The organism is Allohahella sp. A8, assembly GCF_047946665.1.
Taxonomy (GTDB): domain Bacteria; phylum Pseudomonadota; class Gammaproteobacteria; order Pseudomonadales; family Oleiphilaceae; genus Allohahella.
On the sequence record NZ_CP172312.1, the window covers coordinates 2,682,616 to 2,708,843 of the forward strand.

Annotated in this window: 23 protein-coding genes and 1 tRNA gene; 11 read left to right on the forward strand and 13 right to left on the reverse strand. The window is 56.1% G+C overall.

All coding sequences use genetic code 11. The features are described 5' to 3' along the window. Positions 1–35: 35 nt before the first annotated feature. Positions 36–608, reverse strand: coding sequence for an elongation factor P (gene efp, locus ACH3PB_RS12035; protein ID WP_416395139.1), 573 nt, complete (start codon positions 606–608; stop codon positions 36–38). A 38-nt stretch (positions 609–646) separates the two neighbouring features. On the opposite strand from efp, the gene epmB reads away from it, so the two are divergent. From epmB to ACH3PB_RS12050, 3 genes are all read left to right on the forward strand, one after another. Then, a complete protein-coding gene (epmB, locus tag ACH3PB_RS12040; protein ID WP_416395141.1) occupies positions 647–1,747 on the forward strand; it encodes an EF-P beta-lysylation protein EpmB in 1,101 nt (366 codons plus the stop codon). 88 nt (positions 1,748–1,835) lie between these two features. After that, on the forward strand, positions 1,836–3,638 hold the full coding sequence (locus ACH3PB_RS12045) for a GTPase (RefSeq protein ID WP_416395143.1): 1,803 nt from the start codon (positions 1,836–1,838) through the stop codon (positions 3,636–3,638). 2 nt (positions 3,639–3,640) lie between these two features. Then, on the forward strand, positions 3,641–5,746 hold the full coding sequence (locus ACH3PB_RS12050) for an EAL domain-containing protein (protein ID WP_416395145.1): 2,106 nt from the start codon (positions 3,641–3,643) through the stop codon (positions 5,744–5,746). 20 nt (positions 5,747–5,766) lie between these two features. Here the strand turns inward: ACH3PB_RS12050 and serB are convergent, their stop codons facing one another. Both serB and parC read right to left on the reverse strand, forming a co-directional pair. Further along, complete coding sequence (gene serB, locus ACH3PB_RS12055; protein WP_416395147.1) at positions 5,767–7,023, reverse strand: phosphoserine phosphatase SerB; 1,257 nt, start codon at positions 7,021–7,023, stop codon at positions 5,767–5,769. After that, positions 7,016–9,331 (reverse strand): DNA topoisomerase IV subunit A, encoded by a 2,316-nt coding sequence (parC, locus tag ACH3PB_RS12060; protein ID WP_416395148.1) that lies wholly within the window; start codon positions 9,329–9,331, stop codon positions 7,016–7,018. Before parC ends, serB begins: the two co-directional genes overlap by 8 nt. Before the next feature lie 241 nt (positions 9,332–9,572). On the opposite strand from parC, the gene ACH3PB_RS12065 reads away from it, so the two are divergent. After that, positions 9,573–9,761: a hypothetical protein gene (locus ACH3PB_RS12065; RefSeq protein WP_416395150.1), complete on the forward strand. Its 189-nt coding sequence runs from the start codon at positions 9,573–9,575 to the stop codon at positions 9,759–9,761. 53 nt (positions 9,762–9,814) lie between these two features. On the opposite strand, the gene ACH3PB_RS12070 is transcribed toward ACH3PB_RS12065, so the two are convergent. Both ACH3PB_RS12070 and ACH3PB_RS12075 read right to left on the reverse strand, forming a co-directional pair. Continuing rightward, complete coding sequence (locus tag ACH3PB_RS12070) at positions 9,815–10,933, reverse strand: phospholipase A (protein ID WP_416395151.1); 1,119 nt, start codon at positions 10,931–10,933, stop codon at positions 9,815–9,817. Between the two features lie 49 nt (positions 10,934–10,982). Beyond that, on the reverse strand, positions 10,983–11,813 hold the full coding sequence (locus tag ACH3PB_RS12075; RefSeq protein WP_416395153.1) for a thioesterase family protein: 831 nt from the start codon (positions 11,811–11,813) through the stop codon (positions 10,983–10,985). A 112-nt stretch (positions 11,814–11,925) separates the two neighbouring features. Between ACH3PB_RS12075 and ACH3PB_RS12080 the strand changes: the two genes are divergently transcribed. After that, positions 11,926–12,801 (forward strand): hypothetical protein, encoded by an 876-nt coding sequence (locus ACH3PB_RS12080; protein ID WP_416395155.1) that lies wholly within the window; start codon positions 11,926–11,928, stop codon positions 12,799–12,801. A 23-nt stretch (positions 12,802–12,824) separates the two neighbouring features. Here the strand turns inward: ACH3PB_RS12080 and ACH3PB_RS12085 are convergent, their stop codons facing one another. The 3 genes from ACH3PB_RS12085 to ACH3PB_RS12095 all read right to left on the reverse strand — a co-directional run bounded on the left by ACH3PB_RS12085 (position 12,825) and on the right by ACH3PB_RS12095 (position 16,934). After that, the gene (locus ACH3PB_RS12085; RefSeq protein WP_416395157.1) at positions 12,825–13,538 is read right to left on the reverse strand and encodes a TSUP family transporter; all 714 of its coding nucleotides are present in this window, start codon (positions 13,536–13,538) and stop codon (positions 12,825–12,827) included. Between the two features lie 82 nt (positions 13,539–13,620). After that, positions 13,621–14,721 (reverse strand): TRAP transporter substrate-binding protein, encoded by a 1,101-nt coding sequence (locus ACH3PB_RS12090; protein WP_416395159.1) that lies wholly within the window; start codon positions 14,719–14,721, stop codon positions 13,621–13,623. 35 nt (positions 14,722–14,756) lie between these two features. Continuing rightward, positions 14,757–16,934 carry a GGDEF domain-containing protein gene (locus tag ACH3PB_RS12095; protein WP_416395161.1) on the reverse strand — a complete coding sequence of 726 codons (2,178 nt, stop codon included), beginning with the start codon at positions 16,932–16,934 and terminating at the stop codon, positions 14,757–14,759. 334 nt (positions 16,935–17,268) lie between these two features. Between ACH3PB_RS12095 and ACH3PB_RS12100 the strand changes: the two genes are divergently transcribed. Both ACH3PB_RS12100 and ACH3PB_RS12105 read left to right on the forward strand, forming a co-directional pair. Beyond that, positions 17,269–17,979, forward strand: coding sequence for a substrate-binding periplasmic protein (locus ACH3PB_RS12100; protein WP_416395163.1), 711 nt, complete (start codon positions 17,269–17,271; stop codon positions 17,977–17,979). 56 nt (positions 17,980–18,035) lie between these two features. Then, positions 18,036–18,109, forward strand: a tRNA-Arg gene (locus ACH3PB_RS12105). 37 nt (positions 18,110–18,146) lie between these two features. Here the strand turns inward: ACH3PB_RS12105 and ACH3PB_RS12110 are convergent. Further along, the gene (locus ACH3PB_RS12110; protein ID WP_416395164.1) at positions 18,147–19,157 is read right to left on the reverse strand and encodes a DUF302 domain-containing protein; all 1,011 of its coding nucleotides are present in this window, start codon (positions 19,155–19,157) and stop codon (positions 18,147–18,149) included. Positions 19,158–19,276: 119 nt separating this feature from the next. Next, positions 19,277–19,915: a hypothetical protein gene (locus ACH3PB_RS12115; protein ID WP_416395166.1), complete on the reverse strand. Its 639-nt coding sequence runs from the start codon at positions 19,913–19,915 to the stop codon at positions 19,277–19,279. 215 nt (positions 19,916–20,130) lie between these two features. Between ACH3PB_RS12115 and ACH3PB_RS12120 the strand changes: the two genes are divergently transcribed. The 3 genes from ACH3PB_RS12120 to ACH3PB_RS12130 all read left to right on the forward strand — a co-directional run bounded on the left by ACH3PB_RS12120 (position 20,131) and on the right by ACH3PB_RS12130 (position 22,260). Further along, the gene (locus tag ACH3PB_RS12120) at positions 20,131–20,769 is read left to right on the forward strand and encodes a LemA family protein (protein ID WP_416395168.1); all 639 of its coding nucleotides are present in this window, start codon (positions 20,131–20,133) and stop codon (positions 20,767–20,769) included. Beyond that, positions 20,769–21,557: a TPM domain-containing protein gene (locus ACH3PB_RS12125; RefSeq protein ID WP_416395170.1), complete on the forward strand. Its 789-nt coding sequence runs from the start codon at positions 20,769–20,771 to the stop codon at positions 21,555–21,557. The genes ACH3PB_RS12120 and ACH3PB_RS12125 overlap by 1 nt, the downstream gene beginning before the upstream one ends. Positions 21,558–21,642: 85 nt before the next feature. Then, entirely contained in the window at positions 21,643–22,260 is a 618-nt protein-coding gene (locus ACH3PB_RS12130) for a TPM domain-containing protein (RefSeq protein WP_416395171.1), read from the forward strand. Between the two features lie 300 nt (positions 22,261–22,560). On the opposite strand, the gene ACH3PB_RS12135 is transcribed toward ACH3PB_RS12130, so the two are convergent. Both ACH3PB_RS12135 and ACH3PB_RS12140 read right to left on the reverse strand, forming a co-directional pair. After that, positions 22,561–23,973 carry a C13 family peptidase gene (locus ACH3PB_RS12135; protein ID WP_416395174.1) on the reverse strand — a complete coding sequence of 471 codons (1,413 nt, stop codon included), beginning with the start codon at positions 23,971–23,973 and terminating at the stop codon, positions 22,561–22,563. A 40-nt stretch (positions 23,974–24,013) separates the two neighbouring features. Beyond that, complete coding sequence (locus tag ACH3PB_RS12140; protein ID WP_416395176.1) at positions 24,014–24,628, reverse strand: hypothetical protein; 615 nt, start codon at positions 24,626–24,628, stop codon at positions 24,014–24,016. A gap of 375 nt (positions 24,629–25,003) precedes the next feature. On the opposite strand from ACH3PB_RS12140, the gene ACH3PB_RS12145 reads away from it, so the two are divergent. Then, positions 25,004–25,888, forward strand: a complete 885-nt coding sequence (locus ACH3PB_RS12145) for a DMT family transporter (protein ID WP_416395178.1) — start codon at positions 25,004–25,006, stop codon at positions 25,886–25,888. A gap of 26 nt (positions 25,889–25,914) precedes the next feature. On the opposite strand, the gene ACH3PB_RS12150 is transcribed toward ACH3PB_RS12145, so the two are convergent. Next, positions 25,915–26,130: a hypothetical protein gene (locus tag ACH3PB_RS12150; RefSeq protein WP_416395180.1), complete on the reverse strand. Its 216-nt coding sequence runs from the start codon at positions 26,128–26,130 to the stop codon at positions 25,915–25,917. Positions 26,131–26,228: the final 98 nt, after the last annotated feature.

Sequence of the window (26,228 nt, forward strand, 5' to 3'; positions counted from 1 at the left end):
CAGCGCTGCAGTGCTTTGCCAGCGGAGAGGCTGACTCAGTTTTTAACCCGGTTGACGTAGGCGCCTGTGCGGGTGTCGACCTTGATGAAGTCACCCTGATCCACGAAAAGCGGCACGCTGACCACCGCATCCGTACTCAGGCGGGCAGGCTTTGTACCGCCCTGTGCGGTATCACCCTTGACCCCGGGGTCGGTCTCTATGATCTGCAGGTCGACGAAATTTGGCGGTATGACAGAGAGCGGCGCGCCGTTATAGAGCGTTACCGTGTAAACTTCCTGTTCCTTCAGCCACTTTTTCGTATCGCCGACTGCAGCGGCGTCTGCCCCATGCTGCTCGAACGAGCCATCAGTGAGCATGAAGTGGTAGAATTCACCATCGGTGTAGACGTACTCCATCTCAAGATCGATAACGTCGGCGCCTTCGAGCGACTCGCCGGACTTGAAGGTCTTCTCGAGAACACGGCCTGTTTTCAGGTTTCGCAGTCGAACCCGGTTGAAGGCCTGGCCCTTGCCTGGCTTGACGAATTCGTTCTCGATAATCGAACATGGATCGCCATCGAGCATGATCTTCAATCCGGACTTGAACTCGTTGGTTGAAAAAGTCGCCATATACTCTCGCTTACAGTCGTTGTCTCAGGATGTTTATTATGTCGAAAGCCGTGCAGATCCAGGACGCGGGCTCAATCAAGGCGTCCGGGGAGGCGCGCATCATAACGCGAAATGTAGCGTTTGGCGATGCCCCGACAGGCTGGCAGGACAGTCTGAAAGACATGTTCACGAGCTATCGGGAGCTGGCCGCCTACCTCGAACTGCCCCTGACCCACTTCAGTGAGCTCGATGCCGTCGCCCGACAGTTCCCGCTGCGCGTAACGCGTGCCTTCGCTTCACGTATACGACCTGGTGATCCCGACGATCCATTGCTGAGGCAGGTCCTTCCCGATATCCGCGAGCTCCAGGTCTCAGCTGCCACGACGACTGACCCACTGGCCGAAGGCGCCTTTACGACCCAGGCCGGCGTTGTGCAGAAATACCGTCACCGTGCCCTCTTCATTCTTACCGGCGCCTGCGCCATACATTGCCGCTACTGCTTCAGACGCCATTTTCCCTATGAACAGCATCGCCAGAGCCGTCAGGCGTGGAGCGAGAGAATAGCCAGCCTGGCAGCCGACCCGGAGCTTGAGGAAATCATTCTTAGTGGCGGCGATCCGCTGATGCTGGACGATGGCGCCCTGGCCAGCCTGTTTGAGGCCTTGCAGAAGCTACCGGCTCTGCGCAGAATCCGCCTGCATACTCGCATGCCTAGTGTCTTGCCGGATCGGATAACGCCACAGCTGCTCGAGCTGTTGCGAGCCTGCCCTCAGAAAGTCATCGTCGTCAATCACATCAACCACGCCAACGAAATCGATGACGCGGTCATTACGGCCAATGGACAGCTTCGCGAGGTTTGCACACTATTGAACCAGACAGTGCTGCTCAAGGGCGTCAACAACACGCTCCGTATGCAAATCGATCTGTCGCAGGCGCTCTTCGACGCCGGCATCCTGCCCTATTATCTGCACTTACCGGACGCGGTAGATGCTGCGGGGCATTTCATGATTTCGCCAGAAAGTGCGTCTGAACTGTACGCCGAAATGCTCGCCAACCTGCCTGGTTACCTCGTGCCACGGCTGGTTTATGAGGATCCCGGCTTCATCAGCAAGGTGCCACTGCAGCCTGCGCTCGCATCACTAACGAGGAAGCATGTTTAAGTGCCGCTGTTAAACCCCTGAAACGAGCAATCTTTGCGGACTTTGCTATGCTAAGAAATCGTAGTGATTCGAGATAAGGGCTGAATGCATGTCTGGGCAACACAATCCGCTGACACTCAAGGTTCCTAACCAGCGCCTGACCACGCTGTCCTATGCCGAACCTGCTGTCAAAGCAGTGGAGTCGTGGGCTAATGAGCTTCCGAAGGCCAACATCGGCGAGATGTCGAAGCAGCTTTATCATGCTCTGCTCGAGCTCAATGAACTCATCTGCTCACCTCAGAGCAGGTTTCAGCTCATCGAAGTGCTCCGGCCCTCCGTCTATTACATCTGCCGTGAGTTGGGCAAGCACTTCCTGAATCAGGCTGTTGTATTACCTGAGAAGCAGCGCAAGATAGCCAATCTGGCTCAGTCGCTTCAGCTTAACCTGGCCAATGCCTACAAGCTTGTGCTGGTCGACCTTCACAATGCAGGCCAGGCTGAAAAGAACAAGAAGCTGACGGCGCCCGCTATTCACCGCGCGATCAGCGACCTGTCCAGTTGTGTGCTCAGAGCCAATCAACTGTACTGCCAGACACCGCCCGATACCTGGCTTGAGCTGCACCAGCTTTATCGTTTCGCCCGGGATAACCGTCTGCTCAAGATCAAGACAGTCGACGGTTACAGTGGAACCCAGAATGAAACTACCGTAGAGCAGGCCTACAAGCGGGTACTGCTGCTCGGCTGCTGCAAACCAAACCAGCTTCGCCAGAAGGATATCGAAACTGCCTATACGGCTTTCGAACATTGGACCGACTATGTCAGTCTGGAGATTGAGTCTGGCGCCACGGCCCTCTTCGTGATCTCACCGAAAAAAGATCTCGCACCGGCTTATCGCAGCCTGCAAACGATACCGCCTTCCACCGAAAACTACGGCTTCGACACCAGCAAGCTGGCCGGGCTACTGACTGAAGAACTGGCACGAGGCCACCAGGAGGCCGCCGCCGGCAGCCGCCAGAGCCAGCACCCACGGCTTCATGGCGTCGAAACGCTCAGCGAGCCCCTGTTGTTGGCCATATCCCAGGCAATTGGCGTGCTCGCCAAGCGCAGCTTCAAACGAACCAGCAGTCAGGGCCGTATCCTTATCAGCGTGGGCATGACTGCAACACATTATTTTGTCGCCAATGGCACGGACTTCAACACGTTCCTGAGTGGAGACCGTAAAAACACGGACGCCAGCTACTTCGCGGATCATCATCGGCGCGACGTCTGGGCGCAGCCAGGCAGCGGCAACAGTCAGGCTGGCTCAAGTGGTGCAGACCTATCGCCCATCCGCTATACAGGTGCCAGTGTCGCATCGGCGTCCAAGGATGCGAAAGCCGGGTATCAGCAACACATCGTGCCGCTGGTCAACACCAGCCCCGGCGGGTACTGTATCCAGTGGATTGGTGATATACCGAGCAACGTGCAGGCAGGCGAGCTGCTTGGCGTGAGAGAGGATGAAAGCCATCCGTGGAGCATTGGCGTTATTCGCTGGATCAGGCAGATCCGCCAGCACGGAACCCAGTTCGGTGTGGAACTCCTCGCCCCTGGGGCAAAACCCTGCGGCGTACAGCTCCTTCAAAAAGTGGGTGAAAACAGCGAGTTCCTCAGAGGTCTGCTACTACCGGAGTTGCCTGCAATCTCGCAGCCTGCGAGTCTCGTAGTACCTAGACTACCTTTCCAGGTTGGGCACAAGGTATCGATAAACCGTCAGGGCCGGAACACCAAGTTGCAGCTGCTCAAACGAATCAGCGCAACCGGCTCTTTCACCCAATTTGAAATCGAAGCCCAGTTCGCGGAGGCCGGCAAGCCTGCGCCGCGGAAAACTACTTCATCGGAAGATGATTTTGATTCACTCTGGCCATCACTCTAAGCATGCAAGAAAAAAAACAGACCGTCCATTTACTGCTGTTGGACCCATCGCTCAATGACGCTGAGCATACGATCAGCGTGCTGCGAAACGATGGGAAGGCCACTCGGGCCCATCGGATCACGAGCGAAGAGGATCTTCAGGAGAGCCTGAAGGCACAGAGCTGGGACCTGCTCGTCGCCAAGCGTGAAGACCAGGAGCTGACGTACATCGATTGCCTGGATGCGATCAAGGCCCACAGCCTGGACCTCCCCCTGATTGCCATACTGGATGACTTCGACGAGGCCGAACACGTTGCCGCGCTACAGAAAGGCGCAAGGCAGGTGGTTCTTGCCGCTCATGAAACTGTACAGCTTTACGCTATTCGCAGAGAGTTGGAAGATCACGCGGATCGGCGTAAGCGCAAGAGTGTGGAGCTTCAGCTCAGGGATGCCGAGCGGCGCTGCAACTCGCTGCTCGAATCCTCTGTCGACCCGATTGCCTACATCATCGAAGGCATGCACGTCTTTGCCAACAAAGCCTACCTTGAACTGTTCGGCTACGACGACCTCGATGATCTCATCTGCATTCCGATACTTGATGCCATTGCGTCGTCCAGTACCAGTGCCTTCAAGACCTTCCTGAAGCAGGCCGAAGGCCCGGATGCCCTGGACACTCCGGTATCCGTCTGTATCGAACGGGCAGATGGTAGTGAGGAAATGGTGGCAGTCAGCAGCTCATTGGCCACCTTTGAGGGTGATGCCTGCCTGCAGCTGGTCATGCGTCCGCAGGTCGATGCCGAACTCGAAGCCAAACTGAAAAAGATCAGCCGGGAAGATCTCCTGACTGGCCTCTACAACAAGTCATACTGGATGGAGCAGCTTCATGTCTTCATCGAGCAGATCATGCAGCAGAAGGCGCATGGCTTCGTGATGTACATCCAGATACTCGATCTGGCCAGGCTGAAAGAAAGCCTGGGGATAACTGGTACCGATACGCTGCTGGCCAGTTTTGCCACCCTGTTACGCGAGCACAAAGGTGCCCACTCCACACTCGGCCGCTTTAGCGACGACAGTTTCGTCTGGCTCGAAGCCGAAAACAGTCAGGATCATGTGCAGAGGCTTGCCTCTACCATTTCACAGGCAGCCGAAACGAGGCTCTTTGATATCAGCGGCAAGACGGCGCAGGTCAGGGTCGCTATCGGTCTGTTGCGGCTGAATGAGAACTCGGGCACGACAGAAACTGTGGTCAGCAAGGCCATCCGTGCCAGCGTATATGCAATAGAGCGACCGGAAGCCAGCCGTCAGGGCGGGCAAACAGCGCCAAATGTGTATATGTACAACGGTCTCGACTTCGAAGACAGCGACAAGACCATCGATGACTATATGGCCATGCTGCAGGCAGCACTGGATGATAATCGGTTCAAGATGCTGTTTCAGCCGATCATCAGTCTGCAGGGTTCCACCGACGGCTACTACGAAGCCTTCCTGCGCATGATCGACAACGAGGGCAAGGAGATTTCACCCTCGGATTTTCTGCCAGTCGAAACCGAGCCCCGTCTCGCTACCAAGCTCGACCGCTGGGTCATCCTGCAGAACGTCAAGAGCCTCAGTTCGCACCGTTCGAAAGGCTACAGCAGCAGGCTGATCATCAACATCACCGGCCATACGATAACTGATGACACGTTCATCGACTGGCTGCAGAAGGCGCTCACAGCAGCGAAGCTACCGGGGGAATCTCTGGTCTTCCAGGTCGCCGAGGCTGATGTCACTGAGTATCTGCTGCAGGCCAAGGAGTTCAGCATACAGATTCACAAGCTCGGCTGCCAGTTGGCGCTGTCTCGATTCGGCTGTGCGCTAGACCCCTTCAAGACGCTCGATCATGTCGAAGTCGATTACGTGAAGGTCGATGGCTCCTACACAGAAGACATCCAGAAGACTGCAGAAGCCAGAGAAGCTTTCTATGCGATGGTCGACAAGCTGAAGGATCAGTCGAAGATGGTCATCACGCCGCTGGTTGAGAATGCCACGGTGCTTTCTACGCTGTATCAGGCTGGTGTTCATTACATACAGGGCTACTACCTGCAGGCACCTACGACCGAGATGAACTATGACTTCGCTGAAGGCGGCTGAGCCGCCTTCAAACCACAGATCTAGATTTCATCCGCGCTGTCGCGGCCTTCCAGCAGACGAAGGTCGCTCTCCCTGAAGCCAAGCAGATACAGGATACTGTCGAGTCCGAGATAGGAAATTGACTGACTGGCGCTCTTTCGAACAACAGGCTTGGCACGAAACGCTACGCCAAGGCCAGCTGTGCTGAGCATTGGCAGGTCATTTGCCCCGTCGCCAACAGCAATCACCTGTTCAAGCTGAATACCTTCCCGCGCAGCTATTTCATGAAGCAAGGCCGCCTTGCGCGCACCATCCACGATTTCGCCACTGACTTCTCCCGTCACCAGCCCATCGCGGATATCGAGCTCATTGGCAAAGACGTAATCGATGCCCAGCTGTGCCTGCAGACGCCTGGCAAAGAAATTGAAACCACCTGAAAGGATCGCCGTCTTGTAGCCGAGCTTGCGCAGGCTGCTGATCAGAAGCTCTGCGCCCTCGGTGAGCTTCAGGCGAAGCGCGACGGTTTCAAGGGTTTCGGACTTCAGGCCTTTTAGCAGACGCACCCGTCGTCGGAAGCTTTCGGCAAACTCGATCTCACCGCGCATTGCCAGTTCAGTGATCTCGATGACCTGATCACCGACACCCGCTTCCTTGGCCAGCTCGTCAATGACTTCGGCCTCGATCAGCGTCGAATCCATATCGAACACAACCAGCCGCCTGTTCCGCCTGAACAGATCATCTTTCTGAAACGCGATATCAATATTGAGCTCATTGGCTATCTGCAGGAACTCGGTTTTGAGCTTCTCCGGATCATGAGGTTCCCCACGAACGGACAGCTCAATGCAGGCGTGATTCCGCTTGGAAGCATCGTAAAGGTCCAGCCTTGTCGAGAGCCGCTGTATCTGATCGATATTCAGCCCATTGGCTGCCGTAATCGCTGACGCCCGCGCGATATGCTCTGCCTTGATTTCTCTTGCGAGCAGCGTGACGATAAAACGCGTCTTGCCCTTGCCCTTCACCCACTCGTTGTAATCCGCTTCAGCCACTGGCGTGAAGCTGATCTGCAGATCCCTGGCGTGCATTTCGAACAGCAGATCCTTGATCACCTGTGAGGCATCATTGCCCGACGGGCCAGCCTGCGGCAAGCGCACGAGCATCCCCCAGGTCAGATGATCGTGAATTACCGACTGGCCGACATCAAGCATAACGAGATCATAAGCGGCAAGAATAGAAGTGATGGCAGAGGTCAGGCCCGGCTTGTCATGGCCACTGACGTTGATCAGCAGAATATCACTCATTGGCATCGGCCTGTCCTGATGCTGCACCACTGGCTTTTTCACTCGCGGACGCTTGCGGGTTCAACAACTCGACCCGATCGATCTTCTGCAAGCCCCTTGGCAGGCGCGATCCTCGGCGGCCACGCTCACCAACATAGTGCTCGAGATCGCTCAAGCCCACCTTGAGGAAGCGCTTGCCGGCGTGAAGCTGCAGGAAAGCGCCCGGTCGAAGAACAGCCAGATGCGCCAGTGCCTCTTCACCGCTTTGCGCCCTGGCAGCAGGTATACCTATGATTTTGTTACCCTTACCTTTCGCGAGTTGAGGGAGATCATTGAGCGGGAAAGCCAACATACGACCATCGCTTGTGATCGCCACCAGCACCATATCGTCGCTCGAGTATTTTGCAGGGATCAGAATCGGCGGCAGTAAATTCGCTCCGGCACTCAGACTCACCAGGGCCTTCCCGGTCTTGTTCTTGCTCAGGAGATCACTGGCCGTCGCTCTGAAACCGTAGCCATAGCTGGAAGCCAGCAATACGCTATCGTCCGGCTCCGGCAACATGGTATGGGTAATAAGCGCCCCGTCGGCGGGCGTGATTCGCCCCGTTAGTGGCTCCCCCTGCCCTCTTGCTGAAGGCAGACTATGCGCCGCCAGTGAGTACACGCGTCCACTGGTATCGAAGAACAGCGCCTGATTGCTGCTACGCCCCTTTGCGGCGTGCAGGAAGGCATCCCCGGCCTTATAGCTGAGCGCTTCAGGGTCCAGATCGTGGCCCTTGCCTGCCCTCACCCAGCCTTTCTCGGAAAGTACAACCGTCACCGGCTCGCTGCTGATAAGATCGGTCTCTCGATAGGCCTTGGCTTCGCTGCGCTCTACCAGCGGGCTCCGGCGGTCATCACCGAAGGTCTCCATATCCGCCGTCAGTTCCTTCCCTACCAGACGCTTCAGCTTGAGCTCGGAGCCCAGCAGGGCTTCGAGTGTCTGTCTTTCTTTCTCTAGCGCTTCCTGTTCGGCCTTGATCTTCATTTCCTCGAGACGCGCCAACTGCCGCAGCTTCGTATCGAGAACATAATCGGCCTGGATCTCGGTGAGTCCAAAGCTGTCCATAAGCGACTGCCTTGGTTCATCCTCCTCACGCACAATGCGGATAACTTCATCGAGATTGAGGAAGGCCACCAGCAAGCCTTCCAGAATGTGCAGGCGATCCAGCACTTTTTTCAGGCGGAATTCGAGCCGCTTGCGCACGGTGCCAATTCTGAACTGGAGCCACTCTCGGAGTAGCAAGGGTAACGGTTTGACCGTAGGCTTACCGTTCAGGCCAATGACATTGATATTGACGCGATAGCTCTTTTCCAGATCGGTGGTCGCGAACAAGTGACCCATGAGGGCTTCGATGTCTGTTCTGTTCGACCGAGGTATAAGCACAAGACGACAGGGATCTTCGTGATCCGATTCGTCACGAATATCGGCCAGCATCGGAAGCTTCTTTGCCGTCATCTGCGCCGCGATCTGCTCGATGAGCCGCGCACCGGACACCTGATATGGCAGCTCGGTGATGATGATGTTGCCGTGCTCCGTGTTGTAGCGCGCCCGGGCCTTCACTGAACCCCGTCCAGTGGCATACATCTGGCGCAGCTCCTCTCGGCTGCTCACGATCTCGCCGCCCGTGGGGAAATCAGGCCCCTGGATATGCTCGAGCAGATCATCCAGCTCAGCCTTCGGATTGCTGAGCAGATGCAGACAGGCACTGGTGACCTCACGCAGATTGTGCGGGGGAATGTCTGTAGCCATGCCCACCGCTATACCCGTCGTGCCATTAAGCAACAGATTCGGCAAGCGGGCTGGCAGCAGAGCCGGCTCTTTCAGGGAACCGTCGAAGTTTGGCACCCAGTCCACCGTGCCCTGAGCCACTTCGCTCAGCAGCGTTTCAGCATACTTTGCCAGCTTCGACTCTGTATATCGCATGGCGGCGAAGGACTTTGGATCGTCCTGTGAGCCCCAGTTGCCCTGCCCATTCACGATGGGATAGCGATAGGAGAACGGCTGCGCCATCAGCACCATGGCTTCGTAGCAGGCGCTATCACCGTGCGGATGATACTTACCCAGCACATCACCCACAGTTCGCGCCGACTTCTTGTGCTTCGAGGCGGCAGTGAGTCCCAACTCGGACATCGCATAGATGATTCGACGCTGAACCGGCTTTAGGCCGTCGCCGATGTGCGGTAGCGCCCTGTCGAGAATGACGTACATCGAATAATCGAGATAAGCTTTTTCGGTGAAGGTTCTAAGCGGCAACTTTTCGATCGAATCGTCGACTGGCAGGTTCATAGGCAGGTGGATGGCCCTCTGGCTCTGGTGGCTGTGATAATTCTCGGTGTTTCTCTACCGGATCTCTAACTGGATCCGAGCGGCTGTAGCGCGTTGAGGTCGGCACAGCAGCACGCTAGCTTACGGTATTCAGTTCGTCTCGCCTAGGCGCCATGGAGCAGGCAGCAGAGAAAGCGTAAAAACTGCGGCCTGTGGCTTCTACGCATTTTAGCGAGGGCCGCGCTTCATTATTGTAGCACTCATGATTACAGCCTATTCCGACCTTTTTCGAATCGTGTTAAGCGCCAGCGTTCTGATGCTCGCCATTGAGTATCTGTGGACGGGGCATATGCTCACGGCCTGGGTTTACGTCGCCATCAGCGCTGGCTTCGGACTCTTCTTGCTGTTTCAACGGCGACCGTTCGTTGAGGATGATCCAGACGGCGACTGATACCTGGATCAGCCGCCGCTTTCTAACTACCCGCTACCCTTCCAGTCCGCCGCTCAATACAGATCTGTCAACAGCACGCCGAGACCGACCCGCTGATTGCGGTGATTATAGTCGATGAGCGTTTCACCATAGCCGTTGTAGTACTGAAGATAACCTTTTAGCCGTCCAGGAAAGGGAAAGGTGTACGACACTTCTACCGAGGTCTTGTTCTCTTCTCCCCGCATGTTGTTCATCAGCCGGATATCGAAGATCTGCTCGCCCTGTTTGTAGGCCAGGAGAAACTCGGCATACCCGAGAAACTGGTGTATGTCAGCGTTATCGTCTTCCTCATCGTCTTCTGGAATTCGCCACCAGGGACGGACGCCTACCGTGAAGTTTTCCTTGTTGAAGAAAAAGGAAGCGATCACCCTGTTCCAGCTTCTCGATTGCGGCTTTGAGCTGCCGTTCGAGTGATGATTGATACCCAGTGTCACAAACTCCGAACTGTAGCCAAAGAGATTCATGGACGTTCGATACCGCAAATAGAGTTCCGGCTCATGGTCGATGGCTCTGAAAGGCTTTGACTGCGGATCGTTATAGATCTGCCAGAAGCCGACCTGGGTATAGCCGGCCCAAGCGGTCATGCCTTCTGGGAAGATGTTGCGAAGTAACTGAAACTTGAAGCTGAACTGATATTTGGCCTCGCTCCGCTGATACTCCTCGACCAGCCGGACTTCCTCCCGTGACGGGCTCGAAACCAGCTCATTGGGCTTGTCGTTATAGGTGTACGGCAGAATATAGTTGCGGCGGTGGGGAATCATCAGAAAGCTGTTATCCGCCAGCAGCTCTTCAGACGCCAGACGTTCGTCAACCGCATTTCTGGGACGCTTTACCTCGTCCAGTACCGGCGTCTTGAAGGTTTCTGCGAGGCGGTCATAGCATGCCAGACGCAGCTCATTGCCCTTCAGCTCGGCACAGTCTTCAAGCTCGCCCTCTGCCTGGTGGGCAGCGGAAGCTTCAACGGTAAGCTGATTCAGGTCAGACTGCCTGACCTCCTCAAGGTCCTCACCACTGCCATCAGATGCCTCATCTTCGGCATGGACAGGGGTCCAGACCAGCGCAAAACTCAACAGGCTGAATGCGGTTATCCCGCCCAGACCTGAGAAAAGCTTATCGGTGCCCTGCTTGATCATCGTTCGCTACCGGTCGTCATGTGAAGTCGTCACTTTAATTGAAAAATCGTCAGCCGAATACGGTGACAGTCTGTTGGCTGAATGCCAGCAATTCATCCCGCTCATTCCAGACACGAGCATGGGTAAAACCGTAACCTTCGGCTGCCTGGGCTATCTTCGCTTCGTAGCGAAACCAGTCTGTCGCCCTGGATTGGCCGCATGGCTGCACGAACTGTACGTTCCAGGCCAGGGTACTCGCTGGTACGACCTTGCGCAGCAAGGGCAGCGTAGCTGGAGGCCAGGCGTCGATGAGGCCAAGCAGCAGCATCGGCGTAAGCGCGGCGTCCGCTTTCACAGCGGATTCACGAAAACGCATATAGCCGTTCATGACGCCGTCGCCCCTGCCTGTAAAGGGTAGCTTGTTATCAGTGAAGGCATAGTCGAAATACTCGGCGAAATTCGGCGTTACGCCCGCGACATGAGGCAAAGGCGCACCGTCTTCGACCAGACCGACATCTGCCACACCGGCAGGATCGACGCAGATGTCCGAATCACGACTATCGCCAAAAGCAGCAGTGGCATCGAGCTTGATACCGTCCGGTTGCATGATCCGACAGCCAAGTACCGTCACCGACTTTCCTGATCGAAGCGCTACAGGAGCCAGTGATAGCGGCGCATCGTCAACCGGACCGACGAAATTGCAGTTGAAATTTCGCAGTACCCGCCCGCCTGCATGGGCCTGCATTGCCTGTAGCGCTATGGCGGCGGTGAGGCCCCCGAAAGTTGAACGACCCTGCATCCAGCTTTCATCGACACTAAGCACTTCAGTGGCCGAGGCTGCGGCGCCAACTTCATGAAGCGCCGCGCGCGAGGCGGCAGCGAGATAATCTGTGAAAAGCATGTAAAACTCCTGACTAAACAGACGCGCAAGGCTGGCTATACGGCGTAAAGCTCGAAAAGGTACACTATCCTGTAATCAGTGCAACACTCTTTAGTCTCCGAGGCAGGCGCATATGACCAGTTTTTGTTCAATCCGACCGCTGTTCATCGCAGTGATGCTGGTGAACCTGATCGCGCTCACTTCGGCGAGCTTCGCTGCCGAGACTACTGAGCTTCGCACAGGATCGGCGAAGCTGGCCACAGTGAGAATCTACTATCATGATGCGCCAGCCATCGCTCAGCGTCTCAATGCCATGTTCGAGCCCGGTGAGCTGAAGGCATCCGGGCTGGGCCAGGACCTGATCCTGCGCGCCAGCTCCCAGGCGCTGCTCGACAACGCAAAAGCGCTGGTGGCCGAGCTCGACAGCAAGCCAGCGCAGTTCAGTATTTCCGTCCGTGAAGCCGCTCATGGCAGTGGCCGCAGCAGCACCCTTGGCACAAGCATCGGGAGCGAACGAAACGTCGATGGCCGTCAGGGGCGAACAGATATCGCTGTCAATTACGGCAATCGCACATACAGTACGGGGAACAGGACGGAGCAGACCGTGACCGTGCTCGAGGGCAACTCGGTAAGCCTCACCGCAGGTCAGCTCAGGCCAGTCCAGAACGTCTACATTTCCCGCGAGGGTGTTGCTATCAGTCAGGCTGGCCGCCGGGAGCTGGTGGGCAGCGATCTGATTGTGACGCCGACTCTGGCGGGCCCTGAAAAGGAGCAAGGTGCCCGGGTGACCATTGCTGTGAGACACAATCGCGACGCGACAGACAGGCGGTCGCTCGAGGCATTCGAACTGGCGTCGACCCGGTTACTCCCCTTCGGGGAATGGATGCCACTCGGCGGCAGTTCGAACAGCAACAGCGCCGACATCAACGGGAATCTCGGCACCAGCTATTCGACCCGCTCTGCAGATCTGACACAGCAATACGAAATAATGATACGTCTGCTGCCCTGAGGCTTTGAACGCCGTTCCTTGCCTCACGCTCTGCTCAAGGTACCTACCAGCGCAAACGTGCCAGCGAAGCCGCAGATGACCAGCAGCAGAGGCCTGAATCTGCCCGCGTCAACATAGGGCCTGGCCTGTTTCCCGGTAAAGAAGCCCAGCAAACAAAACGGTACGAACGTCAGCGAAACCAGCAGCAGGTCGAGCGTCAATATGTCCGCCAACCAATAGCCGATCAGGCTCAGCGCGCAACTGTAGACGAAGAAAACAGAGAGATTTGCCCGAACAGTCATGGGCGCCCCATGCTGCATGACCAGGGCCATCGGTGGACCACCGATGGAGGTGGTTGTTCCAGTGAGACCACTAACGAAGGCAGCCCAGCCTAATCGACTCGGCGTGTAGCTGAACTGTGGCCCCTTGTAGCTGATTATCACCGCAAGCAGCACGGTTGAAGCCACAAAGATCTGTAGCCAGAAGGCGTTCAGCTGCAGCAGGAGCCAAGTTCCCAGGACTGTGCCAGGGATGCGTGTGATAAATGGTATCCGCAGCTGATGTATTTCAATGGCTGCACGCTGGTTCCAGCTATTGAACACACTGAGATTCAACGCTGTGATCGTCAGTACCACTGGCACCCATTCCGGTTTCACCATCACGATGACAGGCGCCGCTATCACTGCCATGCCAAAACCGAGCGCTGTCTGAACCCAGCAGCCCACCAGCAGTATGGCTGCTGTAACAGCCCAGGGCATAAACTCCACGAACGCTACCCCTCAAGCCAAGACATTCACAACACGAAGAGGGTTCGCCGTTCTGAATAAGCAGAATTGACAATCAATGCGCAGGTGAAGGCCCTGAACGTGGTGCGTCATCATCCGGCGCGACTGTATCAAGGTACGCACTATCGGAGATTTCAGTCCAATTTCGAATCCGTCGGAGATACTGCGCCTGAGCCTCGATGATCTCTGCGGCAAGCGGATCGGCCTTGGCCATCTCGGAGAGCAAGTCATTGTTGGCTGTTTTCAGTGCCTTGATGATCGGCTCGGGGAATCGCCGTATCTCGATATCGGGATGTTCGCTCTTCATGGCAGCCCAGCTCTCGGCATTCATGTGCATGCTTTGCGCATACATGTCATGCGCCGCCGCTCGGATGGCCACACGTAAGATCTCCTGCAAGTCTTCCGGCAGCTTCTTCCATACACGGGCATTGATCAGAAACTGCAGTTCTGCAGCCGGCTCATGCCAGCCTGTGTAATAGAACCTTGCGACCTTATGAAAACCCATAGGCAAATCGAGAGCCGGCCCGACCCACTCAAGCGCATCTATAGTGCCGCGTTCGAGTGCGGTATAGAGCTCGCCCGGCGCAATATTCGTCACGGCGATACCCAGACGCGCCATCACCTCACCAGCGAAGCCCGGTGCACGCATCTTCAAACCCTTAAGATCCTCCAGGGATTTGATTTCCTCTCTGAACCAGCCGCCCATTTGATTGCCGGTGTTTCCCCCGGGCAGAGAGACAACGCCTAGTGGCTCATAAACACGCTGCATCAGTTCCAATCCACCACCGTGGTAGAACCAGGCATACTGCTCCGGAGTCGTCATGCCAAAGGGCATGGTGGTAAAGAAGATCGCGTTGGGCACCTGACCCTTATAGTAATAGGACGCGGTATGCCCCATGTCGTACTGCCCCCCGCGAACGAGGTCGAGTATGCCAAAAGGGGCTTTATGTTTATTGGAAGAGTCGACCCGGATATCGAGCCGACCATTCGACATTCGTCTCGCCATCGCGGCCATGTTGCGGGAGGTCTCACCCAGTATTGGCGTTCCGGTGCCCCAGGTCTCGGCCAGTTTAAGACGGTAGATTTTGTCATCCGCAGCAACGGCTAGGTGGGCACTGCCCACACTGACGGAGAACAGGAGGAAAACTAAGATCATTCGGTAAGACAACATGTTGAACTCTCGGGTAAATGTCAGGCAATGGCGACGCGATCGCGGCCGCTTTGCTTCGCATTGTAAAGTGCTTTGTCGGCGAGGCACAGCAGCTCCTGTGGATGGGCGGCCTGCTCAGGCCAGCTGGCAATGCCAAGCGAGATAGTGGTTACGCCGAGCTTTTTACCACGATAGACGACCACATGTTTGCGCAGTGTCTCCAGCAGGCGCTGCGCGCACTGCCAGGCATGCCCAGAATCCGTATCCGGCATCAGGATGACAAACTCCTCACCGCCAAACCGGCAGATGATGTCGGTATCTCGGAAATGAGCTCGCAAGGCATCTGCCGCTGCCTGGAGGGCAGTATCACCAGCCTCGTGACCATGTGCATCGTTGAAGCGTTTGAAGTAATCGAGATCGCCCATGATAATCGTGAGCGGCGCACGGCTGCGGAGGGCTACAGCAGTCTCATGCACAAATAACTCATCGAAGAAGCGGCGATTCTTAAGGCCAGTCAGCGAGTCCTCATAGGAGAACCTTTTCAGTTCATCGCGTAGGGAAAGGCTTGTGAGCGTCACCGCTGCCTTGTCCACAGCCCGCTCTATCGACTGGTACAGTTGCGTACTACCGGGTGTGCCCTCAGTTGGCGTTTGCAGGAACAGCAGGCCGACCTTCATATTGCCATACTTGGTGTGCTGAATGGTGAGACGGAAGCACCAGTGGCTGCCAGCCTCGAACTCCTCTTCGTCAGTGATCGCATCCGGGAGCGCATCCTGCTCTGCGTCGCCCCAGGTATTCATTCTGATGAAACGCCTCGATTCATCTGGTCTGAAGTATGCTGCGCCGTGCAATGGACTGCAGAGCTTTGGCATCCGCGTGCCGAGAACGGTTATAGCTGAATGAAAGTCCTCACAGCCCTGCATCTCGGAAATCACATCGTTCAACAGAAGACTCTTTTCATTGTTGAAGCTCATAACCTGAACGCGCTGTCTTTCCTGATCCGCGAGCTGTTTGAGACGATGCGTTCTCTCGGCAACCTTGCGCTCTAGCAATGAGTTCATCTTTTTCAGGATTCGCTGGGTGCGGCTGTAACTCCACAGCGAGAGCACCACAACAGCCGTTGAAAATGCGAGGGATCCCCAGGCTACGGGCACGCGCGTCCAGGAGAGAATGCCATGCGCCACAGCCATATCCGCCAGCAGAAGTGACAGGTACAGCACGCAGGTCGTCAGCATGATGCCCTGCTCCACTGAAATTCGACGGGCCCTCAGCAGGATGGCTGCAAACATGAGCAGCATTGACGACAGGAACAGTGCGTCAAAAACCGGGAAGGTACTAGCCAGGCTGAACACCCCGACGTAGGCCAACCCTGGAGCAGCGATGGCATACAACAGATGGATTCGCCATATCCAGCCAGCAAGGCTGAAACGCCGCTTCGCCAGCCAGAGTTCGAGCAGGAGGGCGACGGGTACGGGAAGCAGGTAGTAGGAAAAAGCCCGCAGGTATACCCAGAACAGGGGCTGGTCCCACAAGAGTTGGCTCGCCTGGCTTTCAGCCAGAATCATCGCTCCCGAAGCGAGCGAAAAGAGAGCCAGCGTTCCAAAATGGCGGCGGTTTGCCTGGAACAGTGCGAACACCAGCGAGAGCAGACCGATAGTAAGGGTAAATCCGCTCACAACGATGCGTTCAGCTGAGTTTTTCAAAATGAAGAGCTGGAGGTCCGAGCGCTCCATCAGCTTGACTTCGCCCCATAGACCGATATCGGTGTAATCGGAGAAAACCCGAAAATAGAGCATATTGTCTCTGCGCTCGGTCGGCAGCTTCACAATATGCCAGGGCCATCCTTCAAAGCGCCCCTGCCCCTGAGCGTCAAATGTGCCGTACTGGTAAATCTGTCGGCCTTCGTGAAACACCTGCACGATCAGATCCACGCTGAATATGTACAGCACCGGCTCGTGCAGGTGAGCCTCCGGAATGGGTACTCTAAACCACACGTTGGTATGGCCATCACGTCCCGGCGGATTGGAGGGAAACCCGATGGCCTGCCAGTCATCCGGCGAGCTCGAAATAGCCCATTCCGGTTCACCAGCCTGCGTAAAGGGTGAGTCACCCCAACGATACTCCCAGCCCTCCTCCAGCGAGATGGCATTGGCGGAATAGGCCATCGAAGCGGCGCAGAGCAGCAACGGCGCCAACAGCCATCGCAGGAAGATAATCATGAATCGTGGTGTGGTGAGCAGGACATGATGTTCAACGCCGAAAACCTCGGTGAGGGATCAGGGCCTAAGCGAAGGCCAGTCAAAGCCGATATGGAACTGCGGCTGATCGGAACAGCAGTAAGGATTGTAGCCTAGTGTCCCGTCCGCGACACTAGAGGGCGCCCCAGGCAACTGTAAGTTGTGTGGTTGGCCAACCTGAGGCTAGACTGAATATCATGCCTAGGCTTTGCCTTGCTCTCGCACTCAGGACGCTATCGCGATGTTCAGAAAGATGCTTTTTTTCTTCTGTATGCTGTCGTCTGCATTTACTGCGGCCGAGCCAGGATCTGCTGCTTTGCCAGACAGACCACTGCGAATCGTGACCGAGGAGTGGAAGCCCTATGTCTACAGCGACAGTGACGGAGAGATCAAAGGGAGTGACTGGGAAGTGGTCGAGGCCATTTTCAGAAAACTGGGCGTGGCGGTAAAACTCGAGTTTTGCCCGTGGAAGCGCTGTCTGGCGATGATGAAAGCAAATGAAGCTGATGCAATCCTCGGCGCCAGCTTCACCGAGGAGCGTGCGGCTTTCCTTCGCTACCCGGACGAGCCGCTCTCCACTGCACTGACAGGCATCTTCATTCGCAAGAATGCACCCATCAGGTTTAACTCAATCAAAAGTCTCAAGACGCTTCGAGGCGGCGCGATGCTCGGCTATGAGTATTGTCCTGAAATTGCAGCCGCCAATCTCGACCTCGATCTCGAGCGGCAGTTATCGGCCAACTTCGCGAAGCTTGCGTTGCAACGTATCGATTACGTGATAGCCAACCTCGTCGTAGGCCATCAGCACGTCAAGGAGCTCAATCTGCTTGATCGAATTCAGGCGATTCCCGGCGCGCACTTCTGCTCGGGCGAAGCGAATTTTCTGCCATTTGCGCGAACGCCCGAACTGGAGCCTATTGTCAAAGCCTTCGACGCTGAGCTCCGATTCTTCAAGACAACCAGAGAATTTCATGCCATTCAGAGCCGCTACGGCATGCCGGATCCAGTTATCGCCACTCATCATTGAGAAGCGGCTAATGGTTTGCCTCTGGGGCGCCTGCGACCTATAATGCCCGCCGTCATGCCTCCGTAGCTCAGCTGGATAGAGTAGCGGCTTCCGAAGCCGTTGGTCGCAGGTTCGAATCCTGCCGGGGGCGCTTTAACGCCCGCCTATTCCCCGCAACACCCAAATCTTTAGCTTTCGTCAGCACCACCCGTCACCGCTGTATTGGCCAGACCTGCCAACACGCTGGCAAGCGCTTCGATATCAAGGCCTTCCGCCTGTTGGCCAGGTTCAAGCATTTCATGTCGACGGGCGATATACTCAGGATCGTTGTAGGCGACAAACACCTGGCCTTGCTGATTCTGGTAAACGAGCATCTTCTGCGGCAAATCCAGAGCGACCGACTGACGAGCATTGATCATGGGGGAGCCCACTTTCGGGTTGCCGAACACCATAAGTGTGGTCGGTCCGAGCGACATACTTGCGCGCTTTGCCTCAGCGGCATAGTCGATTTCTGTCACTGTCTTCAAAGCCCCCTGCGACTCGATAGCCTGGCTGAGCTTCTGGTGAGTGGTCTGGAAATCATTGGTACTGGCCAGCACCACGATCCCTTCAGCCTCCTCTGTCGTTTTATTGCCTTCTTCATGAGGACCGACTTCGGAGCCACTGGCGGACTCAGCCATCTTTCCCAGTTTATTGCGGAGCTCGATCAATGTTTCCATCTCTCCGAGACCATGTCGCTCGCGGAGGTATTCAACGCCATTGAACGCAAGTTTGACGCTCCCCTGAGGGTCCTCGTAAGCCAGCATCTTCAAAGGAAGGTCCAGCGCAACCAACTGATTCTTTTGCAGAAGCGGAATCTCGAGAGCTGGCTGGGACAGCATGATCAGTGTCGTTGGGGGAATATCAACGCCTGCGGACTTCGCATTGGCCTGATGGTCGATGCTGGCAACGACGCCCATGCCCTGACCGGTTTCGACCGCCTGCTTCAACTCATCGATAGTCTCTGCAACAGCTTTGGTGCTTGGCACGGCCTGGACGCCCTGAGGCGCGCCACCTACGGCGGGCTTGCTTTCATCTGGAGAGTTCGCACTGATGGATTCTGGTGCGTTGACGGAACTGTCATCACAAGCTGCCAGAAAGGTGGCAAGAAGTGTGGCGACAGTACCTGCTTTGAGAAGTGCTCTGATATTTGGCTGCATACGACGGTCCTGAACGGTTTCAATGGGACTGTGTCTACCGGCAAGTTCCTGACCGGTGTCTATCTGGTGATACGTACCTCGCCAGAGTTGGACCAGTCAGTGCATCAGAGAGCGGTCGCTTAGGCCGAGCGGCTCCGCACGTATACGCCCAGCGCAGCAATCATCGCCAGCGACAGCGGACCTGGCAGTCCCACTGCGGTCGGCGCTTCGGGGCCAGGCTCGCGAGGTCCATATTTACTGTCATAGAATGTGATGAGTGTTTCACCGCCATATGTCGCGCTCAAGGCCGGTGGACACTCCCCTGTAAAGGGTTCGCATCCCTTGGGCACATAATCAACGTAGCTTTCGAAGGCAAACAGGTAGGTGTCACTCAACGACACTCGCCTCATAAAATCATAATCCTGATCGCCGTACTTCTTCTCGAATAGAAACTTCCGTAGCGTATCGTTGAGATCGTGCGCTGTGTCGTCGGGAAAGAGCTCACCATAGCCGCCTTCAAGCCACGGCGTGTCGCCATTAGTGATGTGAGTACGAAAGTAAAGACCGGTGTAAAGCACTTCGTCCGAGGTCGAATCATCGCCATCATCGAGATTAACTTCAAAGTCGAAATTGATCTGCTCGGGGGCCCAGTGAATATCGATTCTGATTTTTTCTGGGACTCTGATTGTACCGGCTTCGGAGAGAGGTGCGCTCAGGATCAGAGGCGCCAGCAAGACTGCTCGAGATGCAGAGACAGCTTGCTTCAAAGTTTGAAACATAGAAAACTTCCGTGAATATTATACTGGTATATGACTTCCTGCCGGTACCAGATGCCGGTCGATTCCTGACGTTGAATCTGGACTGATTTTAAAGGAGATCGTCCTATTTACCTAGGCCCGGTAGCTCAAAATTGAGACATATTCCATCGAAAACCAGCACGCTGCCGTAAGTAGCGTATAACAGTCGTCTCAAACTCAAAGGAAAGACAAGCCACATGAACCGGATCATCGTTTTTAATAGTTCGTCCAAGCCGCAGCAGCGCGTCAGAACGTACTGGAAACCGCTTGCTACGCTACTCATCAGTCTCTGGCTTACAGGTTGCGGTATCAATAACATTCCAAGCTACGATGAGCAGGTGAAATCATCGTGGTCGCAGGTGGAGAACCAGTACCAGCGGCGGGCAGATCTGGTCCCCAATTTGGTGGAGACGGTAAAAGGCTATGCAGAGCAGGAGCGCGAAACGCTCACGGCAGTCATTGAGGCTCGAGCCAAGGCGACCTCGATTCAGGTGGACGAAGGCATTCTCAACGACCCCCAGAAGTTGCAACAGTTTCAGCAGGTTCAAGGTGAGCTGACAAGCGCTCTCAGCAGATTGATGGCAGTATCTGAGCGTTACCCCGATCTCAAGTCAAACCAGAACTTCCTTGCACTGCAGTCTCAGCTGGAGGGCACGGAGAACAGGATTGCCGTCGCCCGACGGGATTTTATTCAGGCAGTGCAGCAATACAACACCGAGATTCGGACGTTCCCTGGCCGGATCTGGCATAGCCTGATGTATAGCGACATGCCGATCCGTGAAAACTTCGAGGCCACGGCGACCAACGCTGAAGAGGCGCCGAAGGTTCAATTCTGATGCTGGCGGCTCTCACCTTAGGCAGACGCCAATATGCCTCGCTGTTCCTCGGCCTGTTATTGGCCTTGGCACATGCCGAGGCCACAGCGGCTGAAATCGAATTTCCGAAACTAACCGGCCGAGTGGTAGATCAGGCAGAAATGCTGCCACCACCAGCCGAAGCGCGCGTAGGTCAGCTCTTGCAGAATCATGAAGCGGCCACTGCTGAGCAGCTGGTCGTGGTCACGGTGCCTGACCTACAGGGACAAGCGATAGAGGAATATGGCTATCAGTTGGGGAGAGCCTGGGGCATCGGTCAGGCCGACTCAAGCAACGGCGCGCTGCTCATTGTTGCGAAAGAAGAACGCAAGATTCGGATCGAAGTCGGCTACGGACTGGAGGGCCGTCTCACCGACGCGCAGAGCAAGGTCATCATCGACCAGATCATTACGCCTGCGTTCAAGCGCGGTCGCTTCGCTGAAGGCATCGAAAATGGTGTCACTGCCATGATACAGGTTCTGGGCGGGAACCCTCTCGCTACCCGGGCGCCACAGGGCCCCGGTAGCGGGGAGAAACCCACACCCTCGATCGTCGCTGGCATCTTGTTCGTCATGCTCACCCTCACTTATCTCTTCGGGGGCGGCGGGCGAGGCGGCGGACGGCGCAGAGGAATGGGCGGACTACTCGCGGGTGCAGTATTGGGCTCCGTGCTCGGTGGCGGACGTGGAGGCGGCGGCTTCGGTGGTGGCGGTGGCTTTGGCGGAGGCGGCGGCAGCTTCGGTGGCGGCGGCGCCTCAGGTGGGTGGTAGTGGTCGTGTGAGCGGTTACCATCACGCCGCCGCTTCACATCTCGTGCCTCAATAATGTTTCAATTTACAGAGATAAGGTCCATCAATGTCGCTGCTGACAAAAGAAGAATGCGCCCAGGTTGCTGCTGCCATAGAACAGGTAGAACAACGGACAGATGCCGAACTGGTTACCGTTCTGGCTCGTCAGGCCGATGATTACACTTACATCCCGTTATTGTGGGCGGGCATCGTCGCGCTCATCCTGCCCGGGGCGGTGAACTATTTTACCGAATGGTACAACGCGCATCAGCTGCTGCTGATTCAGTGGATGATATTTATCGGCTTGAGCCTGTTGTTCAGGATTCCACAGGTGCTTCATCTGCTCATCCCGGATTCGGTGGCGCATTGGCGGGCATCTAACCTTGCTCGCCGTCAATTTCTGATGCAGAACCTGCACCGCACTGCAGGCGGCACCGGCATGCTGATCTTCGTATCAGAGGCCGAACATTATGTGGAAATTCTGGTTGATAACGGCATATCTGAGAAATTGCCGGACTCGAGCTGGGAAATCATCGTTGATGACTTTACGACACAGGTGAAAGCGGGCCAGACGCTGGCAGGATTTATCGACTGTGTCAAAGCCTGTGGTGATCTTCTGGCGCAGGAACTACCTGCCACTCATGGCCGAAACGAGCTATCAAACCGACTCGTGATCATTGACTGATAGGCTGCAAGTCACGGATGGCGGGACACCGGCCAAAAGCGACAGCATAGTGTAGGCGTTCACTTACAGACTTTGGAGACTTGAGCGCTAGGTTCAGCTCAAATTTTAACCTATTGTATGCGTCATCAGCAGGTTGAACGACGAGCTGGTGCAACGGAAGCCAGGAGGCGCGCCCGGATCAAGGATGATCCAGTCAAGGATGACACGGGCACTGACGTTGGGATAATTCTGGATATGGACTTCTACAGGCACAGGCAGGATGCCGCAGCCTATTCAGCTGATGTGAACAGGATGGTCACATCAGCTACCCGGGAGACCAGCCTGGCTGGTCGTCCCGGACTTCTTTCTGCTCGCCCAGTGCTTCTCCATATAAGCTTCAATAGTCTTGCCAACAGCAATTTGCGGCTCAGACGGCGTAAACCCCTCGTCCGCTTCCCGGCTCGCTATTACAGCGCGAGCGGCATCAAAAGCCTCGATAAAGTTCGTATTCTCTGCGAGCGCTTCCACTAGAAAAGCTCGTCCAAAGTAAGTGTATTCTGCGTCGTCCGTGCACCCGAAGGATGTTCTGTCGGCTCTTGATGCTGTGATCACCATCGTGGATTCGTCTGCCAGTAACGGGATGTGCCCCCCGGAATAGCAGCTCGAAACGATGATGACCTTCCACTTGAAACCGCTGTTTTCCACCAGAGTGGCCAGACCAGCTGCTGGTAGGTCGTTGAGGGGCAAGTTCGCCAGAACGGTACCGACGTCATGATTCTCTGCGCCGTGACTGGTAATAAAGAGGTAGAGAATATCCTCCTCCGGCTGCGCGATCTGCTTCAACCACTGAAGACTAGCGGCAAGATTCGAAGTGATGGCCAGGGCCTGCGTGCCGATATTTTCAGCCTCATTGATCAATGACAGGCTTCGACCGCTGGTACCGAATCGCTCATCAAAGCGCTGTCGGGCGAAGCGGATTTCATTGGCGAACACCCGCTGATCGCCCCACGGTGCATAGCCGACGAAGTAGGCATCGATTTCACCTGCCCGTGACGGCTCGAGTGATTGCAGTTGCTGCGCAAGAATTGCTGGTTGACTTGTCAGAACCGACTCTACGTCGAGTTCAGGCTGTGCTTCGGTCGCTGCTGATGCCTCACTCACTGCATAGCTGGCAGGCACCCAGAATTCGAAGGGGTAGAGATAATAAGGCGGCAGTTGAACAAGCACGACAAAGGCAAGCGTAGCCAACCAGCGCCTAAAGGTAGCGGACTCTCTATCGGCTCGCACTGCCAGCTTCAGAACGCGGAAAATCACCAGCAGGAGCCATAGCTGCAGCAGCCAGTAGATGACCGACCCCACTAGTCCAGAAGGACTCCAGTGCTGATACAGTGCAGTGAACAACTGGAGCCAGAATACCGCGTTAAGAAAGATCACCGGAAAACGAAACTGCAGTAAGCGACTGCCCAGGAACCGACTGATCAGAACGCCAGAGAGCAGGACCAGCAGGATGAATACCGATTCAGGAAACAGGCCCTCCGCCTGAAACAACGCTGCTTCCTCGATCTCTGCCCGCTGCAGGCCGGCTGCAACCAGAACATTCAGCAAGGCAACGCTCCAGAATGCAGAGACCGTATAGCGGAAGCCGATCAGATCGAGTGGTCGAAACAGTATCAGCCTCAGCCCGGCGATGAGATTGAATAACAATGTTGGCAGCATGGCGTTCCGCTTGAGCATTTGAGATGGCGTGCATCCTAGCAGCGCCCGAACCCAGGCACTAGCGGATGGCCCGGAGAAGCGCGAGCAGATCTGGCGCAAACTGAGCCAGCCCCGCGAGCCTGCCTGCGAAATCGAGCCCATCCTTGCGGCTCTGCAGCAGATTCTGCTCCACCTGATCCACCAGATCATGGAGATAGCGCTCACCTCGCCAGCGATTCACCATCCACTCACTGACTGGAGCGAGCACCGGCGTCAGAACGACGGCTACGCCGAGACCACCTACCGCACCCGCAACGCCGACCCAGGCTGGTATACCGCTGAACTGCAGCCAGAGGGCGCCCCACCAGGATTGTGACGCCACATAGACTGCAGAGGCCGTGGCGCTGCCTGCCGCCAGGGCGCTCCCGAACGTAACGTTGATGCCACTAGTTCGAGATACGACGCCGATGAGCATGAAAACGAGAAGATCACGAGCGCCCTCGCTGGGGGTACTCAAGCGTTGAAGCTCACCGGATAGAAAACGCTCCACCAGTTCTAGCCGATCCTGGCTGGCCAGGTTCTGAAGCAGATCCTCGCAGGCTTCTAGCCTTGGATCTGTCTGCAAGAGCCTCGCTTGCAACTTACGCTGTAGCCCGGGCAGATCCAGCATATCGTTGCGAATGAGCTGCATCATGGCTGCCTCCTTACCGCTTAGCCTTTGCGGGCTCGAAGGCTCAACGGCAGCTTTACGCGGCAACAGCCCCCTTACCCCATGCCAAATAGTTCTCGGCATGCTCACGAGGTCACGCGGGATGTCCCTTCGATGCGCCCAGTGACGTCTGGCTATCGCACGGACAGATAGCAGTTCGTCTTCACAGATGCCTGCAACGCGGGCTCGTGCCGCCTCAAAATGTGCCTGCATTATCTCGCGCAATGCCGACTCCGTATCTGCCTTCAAACTCGTATGTTGCAAACTCATTACTCCACTAACAGAGCGTTCGTTGGACAGAAACTGGTCTCGACGGCGGTCTGCCATGTACACTGCCCCGCCCGAGATTCAGAGCAGAACATGGAGACTATGCAGGCCCATCCACTCAAGGCAGATCTTATACTCGTCATCGTCACACTACTGGCTGCGGCAGGGTGGATTTTTTCACGTGAGACACTGCAGGGCATGCCACCGCTACTATTTATCGGCATCCGTTTCCTTGGAGCCGCCGCATTACTTGCGCTGTTATCGAAACACCATCTGAAGACGACGTCGAGGACACAGTGGCGCGCTGGCTTACCCTCAGCCATCTGCTTCTCGGTCGCACTCGTGGTTTGGATCCACGCGCTTCAGCGAACCGAGCACGTTGGTGTTGGTGCTTTTATTACCAGTCTGGCAATCGTTCTCGTGCCGGTGGCGGGCTGGCTGATATACCGTGAGCTGCCGCAGCGAGCACAATGGTACTCGTTGCCGGTTTCCGCAGCAGGACTTGTGTTCCTGGCCACCGATGATCTTACGCAGCCCGACCGGGGACACCTCCTGTTCGCTGTGGCGGCGGTACTCTTCGCCATACATTTTACGCTCACCGGACGCGCTGTGCGTTTACTACCGGCACTGCCGCTCACCATTACCCAGCTCGCCATGGTGGGGATAGTTACGCTGGGCATTTCCGCAATATTTGAAACCTGGCCAGACAGTGTGACACCGGCTATATGGGGCTGGTTACTGGCGAGCCTTGTGCTCGCCACTGCAATGCGGTTTTACCTGCAGACTCGTGCACAGGCACTGTCTTCAGCCAATCATGCGGCGGTGATACTGACTCTCGAGCCGGTGTTTACAGCATTGCTGGCCGGCTTCTGGCTGGACGAGACACTCAGCGCAGCCCAACTGACGGGTTGTCTGCTCATCTTCGGCGCCATGCTGATTGCACGGTGGTCGGTGATCAAAGCCCTTTGGGGGAAATAAAGCCTCGACTGCCGGGCGGCGCCTGGTCAGGCATCCACGCTTCTCATGGCCTGATCCTGATAGTCTGCGTCGCCCTCTTCCGTCATGTCCCCCTTGAGAGAAGCCGCAACTGCCGTCGCGCCCTCGGTACCACGCTTTAGCCAGGCCTGAACCGCGTCTTGCGCTTCCTGGATGTCGGTAAACCGGCCGTCACTAATTGCCGCCCTGATCAATTGCTCCACACTTTCGATTCTGTCCTTCATTGAGCGAACCCTCATCTTATCGTCTTGACCAGTGCATCTATTCGTTCAAGGCCAATCGCCTCCAAGGCTGCCCACGTACCTCGCTCCAGATGGTTGGA